This is a genomic window from Pseudomonas sp. P1_F1_2 (genome assembly GCF_056405815.1).
The window spans coordinates 45,433-57,084 of the sequence record NZ_JBFUBK010000031.1; the positions used below are offsets into that span (position 1 = coordinate 45,433).

The window sequence follows — 11,652 nt, forward strand, 5'->3', positions numbered from 1 at the left end:
AAAGGGCAGGCTCAATGAACCGAGCCTGCCCGCTATAAATCCCTCGGGTTCAGAGCTCCAGCCCTTCCTGCACCACCGAGAGCAAGGTGTGCTCTGTCAGCGCTACCGCATCCTCCTGTTGACCGGATTGCTCAATCGTTTGCAGCCACCAATGCGTCTCGCCGTGCTCATCCACAGTGCGCAATAGTGCGAGCTCCTTGCCTTTGGAATGGATCTCTACCCGACCCGCGCCATCCGCGGTGAATCGTGCGACCGGGTCGAAAGTCAGCGAGTAGCGGTTGCCCTCGATCACCAGTTGGTCGATGGAATAGTCGAACGTTTCCCCAGTCGGATCGCTCTCGAATATGTGAACAGGATTGCGCCGCAAAACCAGGCCAACCTCCGTCAGCGGCAGCAGCCAATGCTCGATCTGGCGATAAAGGTCGTAAACCTGGCCCGGCCAACTATCGATGATCTGATCTGCTTTGGTAGACCCTGTGTGTTTCAACTTCGCGGCGAGTTCGTCTGCCTTGCTCATTTCGATTCCCTGTCGTGATGTAAGAGTAATCGTAGCTCCTGCAACGTCATCCAGGTCTTGCCTTGGGTCATGCCCGCGATTCAAACGTGACAATTCGTTTCCTGGTGAGCGCTCCGGTTTGCGCGACTGCCGACGCTCCACAGGACAATTGTTCCTCACTAAGGCGTAGACTAAGCTCACAAAAAATAAGGGTTTTTGGGTCTTCGCCCGCGCATGCCCTTACAGGACGAGTTTTTGCCTATCCCCATTCACGACCCGCATCACGCCCCCGGTGGCACGTTGAAACGGTTACCGCTGCTTAAAGCCGCGGTGCTGTTTATCGCGGCAGTGTGCCTGTGTCTTTGTGGTTTGCTGTACCTGCAACTACAGCAGTCGCAGCGCCACGACCTGGAAGTGGCGCAAGTGGCGTCGTCGAACCTGACCCGAGCCATGGCGCAGCAAGCTGAAGACACCTTCATGAAGGCCGATCTGGTGCTGACCAGTCTGGTGGACTGGATTCAGGTTGACGGCTATGGCCCTGCGCAACACTCGCGCTTGCAGAAAACCTTTGCCCGCAGGGTGCTGGCGCTGGACCAGTTGCACGGGATTTTCCTGTTCGACAAGCAGGGGCAGTGGGTGGTGACTTCGTTCGAGGACCTGCCTCGGGGCGCTGGAGTGGCCGATCGGGACTACTTCAAGTTTCACCAGCAGAATGTGTCCTCGGTTGCGCACATCGGGCCGGCCATCCGCAGTCGGGAGAATGGCGAGTGGATCCTTCCGGTTTCCAGGCGCATCAATGACAAAAACGGCAACTTCCAAGGGGTATTGCTGGCCGGGATCAAGATGGCGTACTTCGATCAGTTCTTCAAAAGCTTCAGCCTCGATGACCAGGGGTCGATGTTTTTGGCGCTGACCGATGGAACGCTGCTGGCGCGACGGCCATTTGTGGAGTCGCAGATCAATACGTCATTGGCCCAGGGGGACATTTTCCGGAACCTGCTGCCCAACGCGCCCGCCGGCAACGCGATGATCAGTTCGATGGTGGATGGCATCGTTCGATTGCATGGCTATCGTCAGCTGGAGGGTTATCCACTGGTGGTTTCTGCGGCTTCTTCGCGGGACGCGGTTTTGCAGGGCTGGTACGACACGGCGTTTCAATCCAGCGTCATCGTGGCGTTGGTGATCCTTGGGGTGGGGCTGTTCGGCTGGGTGTTCATCCATCAAGTGCGCGATAGCGAGCGGATCGAGGCCGATTTGCGCAAAGCGCAAGAAGCCCTGGAACTGATCGCCACCCATGACAGCCTGACCGGGCTGGCCAATCGTCGATTGTTCGAGCGAGCGCTGGACATCGAGTTCGCGCGCGGTGCCAGGCAGTTGAGTTCATTGAGCCTGGTCATGCTCGACATCGATTTCTTCAAACGTTACAACGACGCTTACGGCCATGTCGCCGGCGATCATTGCCTGGCCGAAGTGGCGCGAGCGCTGAAGAGTTGCTGTCATCGCAAAGCTGATCTGGCGGTGCGCTATGGCGGTGAAGAGTTCGCGGTGTTGTTACCCAATACCGATATCCACGGCGCGCTCGCGATTGCCGAACAAATCCGCCGCAGCGTCATGGACAAGAACATCACTCACAGCGGCTCACCCACCGGCTATGTGACGGTCAGTCTTGGCTGTTACGCGTTCATACCGTCAGGGCGCGACAGCATCGAAGTGTTCATCGAGCGTGCCGATGCAGCGCTGTATCAAGCCAAGCATTCGGGGCGCAATCGTTCTGCGGTGTTGTCCATGGAAGGGGGCGTGGAGGCGCTGATGCGCTCGGATCGTTGAGCCGTTCAGTGCTGTTGTTTGAGCCTTGCAACACCCGACAACCGGTCGTCCGCCTGTCAGTTCTTCCTGAATCGATCGTCTAGAGTTCCGTTAGCCCTGCCGAACCCGGCAGCGTTCCCCATAGCACGGACGATCGCCTAAATGTTGATTACTCAAGCATTGACAGCCGTTGCTCTAACCCTTGCGGCCGCCGCCGTTTTTCCACTGGCCAGCCAGGCTCAAACCAAAGTCACCCCTGAAGAAGCACATGCCATCGGCGTTGAGGCCTACCTGTATTTTTATCCGCTATTGACCATGGACATCACCCGCAAGCAGTTCACCAATATCGAACCCGGCAAGGAGTTTGGTAAAGGCCCGATGAACATGTTTGTGAGTGTGCCGCAGTATCCTCCCGCAAGTTTCAAAGGGGTGGTGCGGGCGAACTTCGATACGTTGTATTCCATCGCCTGGCTCGATTTGACCAAGGAGCCGCTGGTGATTTCCGCGCCGGACACCGCGGGGCGTTTTTATCTGTTGCCGATGCTCGACATGTGGAGCGACGTCTTCGCTTCGCCAGGCTGGCGCACTACCGGCACACAGGCCAGTCAGTTTCTGGTGACACCACCGGGCTGGACGGGAACGGTACCTGCCGGATTGAGTCATTTGCCAGCGCCGACGCCTTTCGTCTGGATCATCGGCCGGACCAAGACCGACGGGGAAGCCGACTACGCGGCAGTGCACAGTATTCAGGCGGGCTATACCGTGACGCCGTTGTCGCAGCTGGGTAAAAAAGCTGAACCGGTCACCGTGAAAGTCGACCCGGCGGTGGACATGAAAACGCCGCCGAAGATTCAGGTCGATACGCTGTCGGCGGCAAAATACTTTGCCTACGCCGCCGAATTGCTCAAAGTGCATCCGCCTCACCTCACCGATCAGCCGATCCTGGCGCAGATGCAACGCATCGGTATCGAGGTGGGTAAATCGTTCAACATCGAGACACTGGACCCAGCCGTGAAAGCCGCATTGCAGACCGTGCCTGAAGAAGCGCAAACACTGATGAAGTGGAAGGTTGAAACGCTTGCTCGGGTGGTCAACGGCTGGTCGATGAACACCGACACCATGGGGGTCTACGGCAATTACTACCTTAAACGCGCGATCGTGGCGCAGGTCGGGTTGGGGGCGAACTTGCCCGAGGATGCGATTTATCCGCTGAACATGGGGGACGACAAGGGCAAACCGCTCGATGGGGCCAACAAGTACGTCCTGCATTTTGATAAAGCTGAAGTACCGCCGGTGAACGCTTTCTGGTCGATCACGTTGTACGATCCGGAAGGATTCCAGGTGGGTAATACGCTAAACCGTTTTGCAGTCAGCAGCTGGATGCCGTTCAAGACTAACGCCGATGGTTCCCTGGACATCTATTTCCAGAACGAAAGCCCCGGCAAAGACCTTGAGGCCAACTGGCTTCCCGCCCCCAAAGGCCCGTTTAACCTGACCATGCGCCTGTACGGCCCAAAACCCGAGGCATTGAACGGCAAATGGAACCCGCCAGCCGTCAAACGACTGTGATGGACTTATAGCGAAAGCAGACCATGAAGTGCTTCATGGCTTGCTTTTATTCGTCCAGCTACCTGTTCCGCCTCCCGCACCACCGGTTCCGCCGCCAGCCGCCCCGGTGCCGCCGCCTGCGCCAGAGCCCGAGCCGCTGGCCCCGCCATTAGTACCGGTGCCGCTAACCGAGCCTGAGTTGTTGCCGGCCGAAGGCACGCTGCGGGTGTAGTCGGGGGACAGGGTTGATCCGCGGGTGACGCCGGGCCGTGTGTCCGCCGGATGGGGGCTGTCGTAGGGCGCTGCAAACGAGGCCGTCGCTGCGACGCATAACAACCCGGTCAGTAAGAGTGAAGTGAGTTTTGTGGTCATCATGGTCCGTCTCCCCAAGGTGAGTCGTTACCTGATGTTGGTCCGAAGGCGGGTCGATGGGTACCGGTTGGATGACGAGCGGTAGGTGGTCGCTATTCAATGTGGGAGCACTATCGAAGGCTGTATTCGGTCATTTTCTGTTCCAGATTGCTGCGCACCGACGGCCACTCATCATCAATGATGCTGAACCGCACCGAGTTGCGCTTGCGACCGTCCGGCATGATCCGTTCGTGGCGCACGATACCTTCCTGTTGCGCACCCAGCCGCAAAATGGCGTGACGTGATTTCTGGTTGTTTTCGTCGGTGGTGAACTGCACCCGTACACAGTCCAGCACGTCGAACGCATGGCGCAGCATCAGGTATTTGGCTTCGGTGTTGACGAAGGTTTTCTGCCAACGGGCGCTGATCCAGCTGCTGCCGATTTCCAGCTTGCGGTTGAGGCGGTCGATTTTCCAGAAGCGCGTTGAGCCGATCACTTCGCCGGTTTCGTTGAGCACGATGACGAAAGGCAGGACGGTGCCGGCATCTCGACCATCGAGCGCCTTTTTCAGGTAGCCATCAATGGTGGTGGGCGAGGGCACGACGGTAACTGTCAGGTTCCATAATTCGCCGTCCTGCGCGGCATTGAGCAGGGCGGTGGCATCACTCAGTTGCAGGGGACGCAGGCTGATTCGGTGACCTTCCAGGGTGTCCATGTTCGAGGCTGTCTCGGAAAAGAATCGCAGAGGGCATTACAAGGGAGCCGCCGTCGATTGGCAAGTCCCGCTGCGACACCTTTAATCGACCGCCGGGTGTGCGAGGGCAACTGTTGCCACGCACTCCGGTCAGAACTGGATACCGCCAATCCGTAGCGAGTGTCCGACCATGAAAAACCTGAAAATCGCCACGTTCAATGTCAACGGCCTGCGCGCACGTCTTCCCAATTTACGGGTATGGCTGGAACGGGAAAAACCGGACATCGCCTGTTTGCAGGAACTGAAATCGGTGGACGCAGCCTTTCCTGCCGCCGAGCTTGAGGCGGCCGGATACGGTGCCATCTGGCAGGGTCAATCTTCATGGAACGGGGTGGCGATTCTGGCGCGAGATGCGCAACCGTTGGAGAGTCGGCGCGGTTTGCCAGGCGATGACACCGATACCCACAGTCGCTATCTGGAAGCGGCGGTGCATGGTGTGCTGGTGGGGTGCCTGTACTTGCCCAACGGCAACCCGCAACCGGGGCCGAAATTCGACTACAAACTGGCGTGGTTCGAACGGCTGATCGCCTACGCCAAACAACTGCAGGGCAGTGAACACCCGGTGGTGCTGGCCGGTGACTACAACGTGGTGCCCACCGATCTGGACATCTACAACACTCGGTCCTGGCTCAAGGATGCGCTGCTGCAACCGCAAAGCCGCGAGTGTTATCAACGTTTGCTGAATCAGGGCTGGACGGATTCCCTGCGACATCTGTATCCGCAGGACCGGCTCTACACCTTCTGGGATTATTTCCGGCAGCACTGGCAGACAAACTCCGGGCTGCGCATCGATCACCTGTTGCTGAACCCGGTGCTGAGCCCTTATTTGCAAGAGGCCGGTGTCGACGCCTGGGTGCGCAACGAGCCGCATGCCAGTGACCATGCGCCGACATGGATTCGTGTGAGTTCGCGCAAATAACATTGATTTCGGCGGGGATAGTGATTGGCGAAATCAATTGTCAGTCGAAGCGCTTTATCCCTTATACATGGCGGCCATCGGCGGAGCGATCCGCGGCCCCATGCATAAGGACTGAGCAATGAGCGAGCCACGCCTGACCCACCTTGAGTTGTATTTGCAGCGCCTGGGCTTCGATGCGCCCCCGGCACCCACCCTGGAAACCCTGCGCCAGTTGCAGTTGCGCCACACCGGTGCCTTCGCATTTGAAAACCTCACCACATTGTCGGGCGAACCGGTGCGGATAGACCTGCCGTCCATTGAACAGAAAGTCCTGTTCGACGGTCGCGGTGGCTACTGTTATGAGCTCAACCATGTATTCCTGGCTTTGCTTCAGGAGCTGGGCTTCGACGCCCGTGGCATCACCGGACGGGTTGTGATGGGGCAGCCCGAAGGCGCGTGGACCGCTCGCACTCACCGTTTGAGCCTGGTCACTCTGGACGGTGTGCGCTACATCACCGACGTCGGCTTTGGCGGCATGGTCCCCACGGCACCACTGATGCTCGACACCGAAGCCGGGCAACCCACCCCTCATGAGCCGTATCGCATTGAACAACATGCGGATGGCTACACCTTGCGCGCCAACGTCGGCGGCGAGTGGCGGGCGATGTACATCTTCGACCTGCAGCGCCAGGAAGACATCGATTACACCCTCGGCAACTGGTACGTCTCGACCCATCCCGAGTCTTCGTTTGCCAAACAACTGATGGTTGCCCGGACCGGGGAGGGCTGGCGCCGTACGCTCAACAATGGCAACTTTGCAATACATCGGATCGGTCACGAGAGTGAGCGGCGCCAAGTGACGGATGTGGATGAGCTGATCGAGCTGCTGGGCAGCGAGTTCGGAATTCTGGTACCTGAGAGCGCCCGGTTGAGGCAGGTGATCGAGCGTTTGATCGCGCCGAAGGAAGAGGTCTGACCGAGCCTGCGCAAGGCAGATCTGCCGATCTGCCTTGCGCACTAATGCTGATCTTGACTTGCCTTCAGGATCCTATCCCCTATGGCCGAATCCCCGGCTCCATCACACGACGGATTTCGTTAAGGGCCTCTGCGAGTTTCTGTTCGAGGCTCTTGAGGTCGGTGGCCGTTACGCCTTTTTTGAGTTGGCCGGCAGTGGCGCCGCTGGGTTGATCGACCTTCGCGCCTTGTCCTTTATCGCTGAGCAAGCTCTGGCGCAACGTGTTGTTGATGACTGTTTGATAACCAAATCCTTCGTTCTCCGCGAGCGAGCGAGCCGCCTCGATGACGGCATCATCCAGCATGATGGTAATGCGGGTCTTGCCTTTGCTGGAGGCAACGGCCCCGCGCTTGGCGTTACTGAAGTCGTATTCGTCTTTCATGGTCATGCATCCCTGTAGTGGCGACGCTCGTTTTTGGTGGCGACGCGTGCGGAAATAATTCGAACGAAATTCGGTTCGCGCCACGTGTAGGCAACCACCAGTAAACGACCTTTGGCATCCTGCCCCATGATGATCCAGCGCTGTTCGTCGTGATCGTGGTCTTGCAGCGTCAGGGCCCGCTCGTCATCGAACACCGGTTCGGTTTCCGCCAGGCTGATGCCCCTATGCTTGAGTTTGTTGGCCGCGTTCTTTGCCTTGTCATACTGAATGTCGAATGGCTTCATTATGCATACTTTATATGTATAAAAAAGAGGGCATCCGTGCCGGCGGTCGCCATGAACGAAAAAGATTAGCGGCAGAAGGGGCGTGTACCTGGAGGGATGTATTTCAAGGTTTTTTGTGCGGTCAGGTTCGTCACTTGACGAGCAAAATGGACACCTGTCCATAATCCGACCGATAAGTTGTATACAACTCTATAGACATTTGTCCTGTGTCTTGAATACAGTGTGCGCACAACAAAAACCAGGGAACCCCCCAACCATGAAAACGCCCCATGTTTCACACCAACGGCCCGAGGATGAAAATCTCGGGATCGGCGCGAATATGGCTTACGGCCTGCAACATGTTCTGACCATGTACGGAGGCATCGTCGCGGTGCCTTTGATCATCGGTCAGGCGGCCGGACTCTCGCCGGCGGACATCGGTTTGTTGATTGCAGCTTCATTGTTTGCGGGGGGCTTGGCGACATTATTGCAAACCCTCGGTTTACCGTTCTTTGGTTGTCAGTTGCCGCTGGTACAGGGCGTGTCGTTCTCGGGTGTCGCGACCATGGTGGCGATAGTCAGCAGTGGCGGGGAGGGCGGATTCCAGTCGATTCTCGGGGCGGTGATTGCCGCGTCGTTGATTGGTTTGCTGATCACGCCGGTGTTTTCGCGCATCACCAAGTTCTTCCCGCCGCTGGTCACGGGTATTGTGATCACGACCATCGGCCTGACGTTGATGCCGGTGGCTGCGCGTTGGGCCATGGGCGGCAATAGTCACGCGCCGGACTTTGGTAGCGTGGCGAACATTGGCCTGGCGGCGGTGACGCTGGTGCTGGTGTTGCTGCTAAGCAAGATCGGTAGCGCGACCATCTCCCGATTGTCGATTCTGCTGGCGATGGTCATCGGCACGGTCATCGCGGTGTTCCTCGGCATGGCGGACTTTTCGTCCGTCACCCAAGGTCCGATGTTCGGCTTCCCGACGCCGTTTCATTTCGGCATGCCGACCTTCCACTTCGCCGCCATCCTGTCGATGTGCATCGTGGTCATGGTGACCTTGGTGGAAACCTCGGCGGACATCCTCGCCGTCGGTGAAATCATTGGCACCAAAGTCGACTCCAAACGCCTGGGCAACGGTCTGCGCGCCGACATGCTGTCGAGCATGATTGCGCCGATCTTCGGTTCGTTCACCCAAAGTGCCTTCGCCCAGAACGTCGGGCTGGTGGCGGTGACCGGGATCAAGAGCCGCTACGTGGTCGCCACGGGTGGTTTGTTCCTGGTGATTCTCGGCTTGCTGCCGTTCATGGGCCGGGTCATCGCCGCTGTGCCGACGTCTGTTCTGGGCGGTGCCGGTATCGTGCTGTTCGGTACGGTGGCGGCCAGTGGTATCCGGACGCTGTCCAAGGTCGATTACCGCAACAACGTCAACCTGATCATCGTCGCTACCTCTATCGGTTTCGGCATGATCCCCATCGCTGCACCGAACTTCTACGACCATTTCCCTAGCTGGTTCGCGACCATCTTCCACTCGGGCATCAGCTCGTCGGCGATCATGGCCATCGTGTTGAACCTGACATTCAACCACCTCACGGCGGGTAACTCGGATCAGCAGTCGGTGTTCGCGGCCGGTACTGAGCGCGTGTTGCGTTATCAGGACCTGGCGGCGTTGCGCGAAGGGGATTATTTCAGCGAAGGCAAACTGCATGACTGCGACGGAAAAGAAATCCCGGTGGTGGAAACCGACCATGGGCATGGAGAGCCGCGAGCGCTGCATGCGAAAAGCAGTGAGCATGTCTGACAACATTCAAGGCATGGAAATATAAAAAAGGCGTCCTTCGGGACGCCTTTTTTTTTGGCTGAATGTGTGGCTTGGGACAAGTCTGTTGAGATACCACGCTCGACCGCATGCGTCGGCAACGACTGTCGTCAAATGTTAAGCCGCTGACGTCAAATGAAAAGCGGTCGACTTTGGCGTGACGATACTGGTTTCGCACCGAAGTCCAACCGTGAAGCGAAACCCTTTAAAAAAACATCGAGCCCGAGGCCTGCGTGCCTTGGCCGGGCTGACAGTTGCATCTCAGTAAAACAATTATAGAGAGCACCGAATGAAGTTCAGTTTTATAGATAACAGCAAGCCGAGCCGCCGACGCGTTCTGCGCGATGCCTTCACCCTCGCTTTGGCGGCTTCTCCGTTGGCGAGCCTGGCCAGGGCAGCCGACGAAACCAAGGCCGACGAGACCGCCGAAGAAGTGACCTTTGCCGCCGGCCCCCGGCCACTGGTGCAGTATCCGCAAAAACGCCCGTTGACCTTGGTGACCACACGCCCGCCGCACCTTGAGACGCCGTTTCCGGTCTTCAACGAAGGGCCCATCACGCCCAATGACGCGTTTTTCGTGCGTTACCACTTGGCCAATTTCCCTACCAGCATTGATCCAGACAGCTACCGCTTGACGATCAAGGGCTCGGTCAACACGCCGCTGTCACTTTCCCTGGCAGAGCTCAAGGCCCTTGCCGAGCCGGTAGAAGTGGTGGCCGTCAATCAGTGCTCAGGTAACAGCCGCGGCTTCTCGATGCCCCGCGTGTTTGGTGCTCAGTTGGGCAATGGTTCGATGGGGAATGCGCGCTGGGTGGGGGTGCCGCTCAAGGCGGTACTGGAAAAGGCGGGTGTGACAGCCGATGCCAGGCAAGTGACCTTCCGTGGGCTCGATAAGCCCGTGCTGCCAAGTACGCCGGAGTTCATCAAGGCGCTGGACATCAGCCATGCCATGGACGGCGAGCCCATGATTGCCTGGTCGATGAATGGCACCGATCTGCCATTCCTCAACGGTTACCCGATACGTCTGGTCGTACCCGGTTATTTCGGCACCTATTGGGTCAAGCACCTCAGTGAGATTGAAGTCGTCGACCATACCTATGAAGGTTTCTTCATGGCGAAAGGTTACCGCCTGCCGGACAACGATTGCTTCTGCATTGCCCCTGGCACCACAGCGGCAAAAACCCTGCCGATTTCCAAGTTGGCGGTGCGCAGTTTCATCACCAGCGTTAAACATGGCGATGTGTTGCCGCTGAAAAAAAGCGTGGTGCTCAAGGGTATTGCGTTCGACGGCGGTGTTGGCGTCAACAAGGTGGAAATCTCGATCGACGGCGGAAAAGTCTGGCGCGAAGCCGCGCTTGGGCAGGACCTTGGCCGTTTCTCCTTCCGTGAGTGGACGCTGCCGATCACCTTTACCAGCGCGGGTGCCACCCAGTTGATGGTGCGAGCCAGTAACAGTGCGGGCGAAACACAGCCGCTGCAGGCCGACTGGAACCCGGCTGGCTACCGCCGCCACGTCGTAGAAACCAGCCACGTGACTGTCGCCTGAGGGGCTCGCATGAAACGCATGAAATACATGATGACTTTGCTCTGTGCGGCTCAGGTTTGTTTGGCTGGCTGGGCTAACGCAGCGCCACTATCGATCACCTTGCCGCCCGAAACGGCTGTGCTCAAACCCAGTGCGCTGCCTGGCTATCCGTTGGCCCAGCAGAAATGCTCCATCTGCCATTCGGCCGATTACATCAACTTCCAGCCTCCGGGCATGACGCTGGCGCAGTGGACCGCTGAGGCGGGCAAGATGCAGCACGTGTACGGGGCTCCGATCAGCGATCAGGATGTGAGCACTATCGGCGTCTACCTGGCGGTGACCTACGGGAGTGCCCAAACGAGCGATGCCGATGTGCAGGCTGCTTTGAATCCATCCGCGGGGCCGCCCCCGGCGGCGCCAGCAGCAAAAGTCGATGCCATGGCGTTGCTCCAGAGCAACGGTTGCCTGGCTTGCCACTCGATCGATCAAAAAGTCGTAGGGCCGGCCTATCATGCTGTAGCTGCCAAGTACGCCGGTGACCCGCAGGCACTGGTCAAGGTGGCATCCAGCATCCAGCACGGCGGTACCGGCAAATGGGGGAATATCCCGATGCCACCGTTCGCACAGATAAGCCCGGACAATCTGCAAACCCTGGCAACGTTCATACTGCAGCAGTAGGCTCGGTAGCCAGAAACGAAAAAACCCGCCAAATGGCGGGTTTTTTCGGAGCTTCAGAGATTTTGAAAACCTTCCCTGAAACGTTGTCTGGCTTCACGACCTGGACTCGAACAGAAAAATAA

General features: G+C 58.2%; 12 protein-coding genes. 7 read left to right on the plus strand and 5 right to left on the minus strand.

The genetic code is table 11. The annotated features are described in order from the left end of the window. Positions 1-49: 49 nt before the first annotated feature. Positions 50-517 (minus strand): SH3 domain-containing protein, encoded by a 468-nt coding sequence (locus AC1D2P_RS11915; protein ID WP_109785895.1) that lies wholly within the window; start codon positions 515-517, stop codon positions 50-52. A 234-nt stretch (positions 518-751) separates the two neighbouring features. On the opposite strand from AC1D2P_RS11915, the gene AC1D2P_RS11920 reads away from it, so the two are divergent. Together AC1D2P_RS11920 and AC1D2P_RS11925 are read left to right on the plus strand one after the other, a co-directional pair. Further along, the gene (locus AC1D2P_RS11920) at positions 752-2,323 is read left to right on the plus strand and encodes a sensor domain-containing diguanylate cyclase (protein WP_046026931.1); all 1,572 of its coding nucleotides are present in this window, start codon (positions 752-754) and stop codon (positions 2,321-2,323) included. A gap of 141 nt (positions 2,324-2,464) precedes the next feature. Next, positions 2,465-3,871: a DUF1254 domain-containing protein gene (locus AC1D2P_RS11925; RefSeq protein ID WP_223523321.1), complete on the plus strand. Its 1,407-nt coding sequence runs from the start codon at positions 2,465-2,467 to the stop codon at positions 3,869-3,871. Positions 3,872-3,904: 33 nt separating this feature from the next. Here AC1D2P_RS11925 and AC1D2P_RS11930 read toward each other — a convergent pair whose 3' ends face one another. Together AC1D2P_RS11930 and AC1D2P_RS11935 are read right to left on the minus strand one after the other, a co-directional pair. After that, positions 3,905-4,225 (minus strand): hypothetical protein, encoded by a 321-nt coding sequence (locus AC1D2P_RS11930; RefSeq protein ID WP_477757607.1) that lies wholly within the window; start codon positions 4,223-4,225, stop codon positions 3,905-3,907. A 107-nt stretch (positions 4,226-4,332) separates the two neighbouring features. Beyond that, the gene (locus tag AC1D2P_RS11935) at positions 4,333-4,917 is read right to left on the minus strand and encodes a GNAT family N-acetyltransferase (protein ID WP_477757606.1); all 585 of its coding nucleotides are present in this window, start codon (positions 4,915-4,917) and stop codon (positions 4,333-4,335) included. A 169-nt stretch (positions 4,918-5,086) separates the two neighbouring features. Here AC1D2P_RS11935 and xth point away from each other — a divergent pair, with 169 nt between their 5' ends. Further along, on the plus strand, positions 5,087-5,875 hold the full coding sequence (gene xth, locus AC1D2P_RS11940) for an exodeoxyribonuclease III (RefSeq protein WP_477757605.1): 789 nt from the start codon (positions 5,087-5,089) through the stop codon (positions 5,873-5,875). A gap of 118 nt (positions 5,876-5,993) precedes the next feature. Beyond that, entirely contained in the window at positions 5,994-6,830 is an 837-nt protein-coding gene (locus AC1D2P_RS11945; protein WP_223523316.1) for an arylamine N-acetyltransferase family protein, read from the plus strand. Between the two features lie 79 nt (positions 6,831-6,909). Here the strand turns inward: AC1D2P_RS11945 and AC1D2P_RS11950 are convergent, their stop codons facing one another. Together AC1D2P_RS11950 and AC1D2P_RS11955 are read right to left on the minus strand one after the other, a co-directional pair. Next, complete coding sequence (locus tag AC1D2P_RS11950; protein ID WP_223523314.1) at positions 6,910-7,251, minus strand: BrnA antitoxin family protein; 342 nt, start codon at positions 7,249-7,251, stop codon at positions 6,910-6,912. 2 nt (positions 7,252-7,253) lie between these two features. Continuing rightward, a complete protein-coding gene (locus AC1D2P_RS11955) occupies positions 7,254-7,535 on the minus strand; it encodes a BrnT family toxin (protein WP_046026925.1) in 282 nt (93 codons plus the stop codon). A 256-nt stretch (positions 7,536-7,791) separates the two neighbouring features. Between AC1D2P_RS11955 and AC1D2P_RS11960 the strand changes: the two genes are divergently transcribed. The 3 genes from AC1D2P_RS11960 to sorB all read left to right on the plus strand — a co-directional run bounded on the left by AC1D2P_RS11960 (position 7,792) and on the right by sorB (position 11,530). After that, complete coding sequence (locus AC1D2P_RS11960) at positions 7,792-9,309, plus strand: nucleobase:cation symporter-2 family protein (RefSeq protein ID WP_077430551.1); 1,518 nt, start codon at positions 7,792-7,794, stop codon at positions 9,307-9,309. Between the two features lie 307 nt (positions 9,310-9,616). Next, positions 9,617-10,873 (plus strand): SorA family sulfite dehydrogenase catalytic subunit, encoded by a 1,257-nt coding sequence (gene sorA / locus AC1D2P_RS11965; protein ID WP_077430550.1) that lies wholly within the window; start codon positions 9,617-9,619, stop codon positions 10,871-10,873. 9 nt (positions 10,874-10,882) lie between these two features. Next, positions 10,883-11,530: a SorB family sulfite dehydrogenase c-type cytochrome subunit gene (sorB, locus tag AC1D2P_RS11970; protein WP_109785888.1), complete on the plus strand. Its 648-nt coding sequence runs from the start codon at positions 10,883-10,885 to the stop codon at positions 11,528-11,530. Positions 11,531-11,652: the final 122 nt, after the last annotated feature.

What these genes read in the sequence shown, in the direction of transcription:
- AC1D2P_RS11915 (WP_109785895.1), bottom strand. Translation starts at nt 517, where the DNA reads ATGAGCAAGGCAGACGAACTCGCCGCGAAGTTGAAACACACAGGGTCT.
- AC1D2P_RS11925 (WP_223523321.1), top strand. Translation starts at nt 2,465, where the DNA reads ATGTTGATTACTCAAGCATTGACAGCCGTTGCTCTAACCCTTGCGGCC.
- AC1D2P_RS11930 (WP_477757607.1), bottom strand. Translation starts at nt 4,225, where the DNA reads ATGATGACCACAAAACTCACTTCACTCTTACTGACCGGGTTGTTATGC.
- AC1D2P_RS11935 (WP_477757606.1), bottom strand. Translation starts at nt 4,917, where the DNA reads ATGGACACCCTGGAAGGTCACCGAATCAGCCTGCGTCCCCTGCAACTG.
- xth (WP_477757605.1), top strand. Translation starts at nt 5,087, where the DNA reads ATGAAAAACCTGAAAATCGCCACGTTCAATGTCAACGGCCTGCGCGCA.
- AC1D2P_RS11945 (WP_223523316.1), top strand. Translation starts at nt 5,994, where the DNA reads ATGAGCGAGCCACGCCTGACCCACCTTGAGTTGTATTTGCAGCGCCTG.
- AC1D2P_RS11950 (WP_223523314.1), bottom strand. Translation starts at nt 7,251, where the DNA reads ATGAAAGACGAATACGACTTCAGTAACGCCAAGCGCGGGGCCGTTGCC.
- AC1D2P_RS11955 (WP_046026925.1), bottom strand. Translation starts at nt 7,535, where the DNA reads ATGAAGCCATTCGACATTCAGTATGACAAGGCAAAGAACGCGGCCAAC.
- AC1D2P_RS11960 (WP_077430551.1), top strand. Translation starts at nt 7,792, where the DNA reads ATGAAAACGCCCCATGTTTCACACCAACGGCCCGAGGATGAAAATCTC.
- sorA (WP_077430550.1), top strand. Translation starts at nt 9,617, where the DNA reads ATGAAGTTCAGTTTTATAGATAACAGCAAGCCGAGCCGCCGACGCGTT.
- sorB (WP_109785888.1), top strand. Translation starts at nt 10,883, where the DNA reads ATGAAACGCATGAAATACATGATGACTTTGCTCTGTGCGGCTCAGGTT.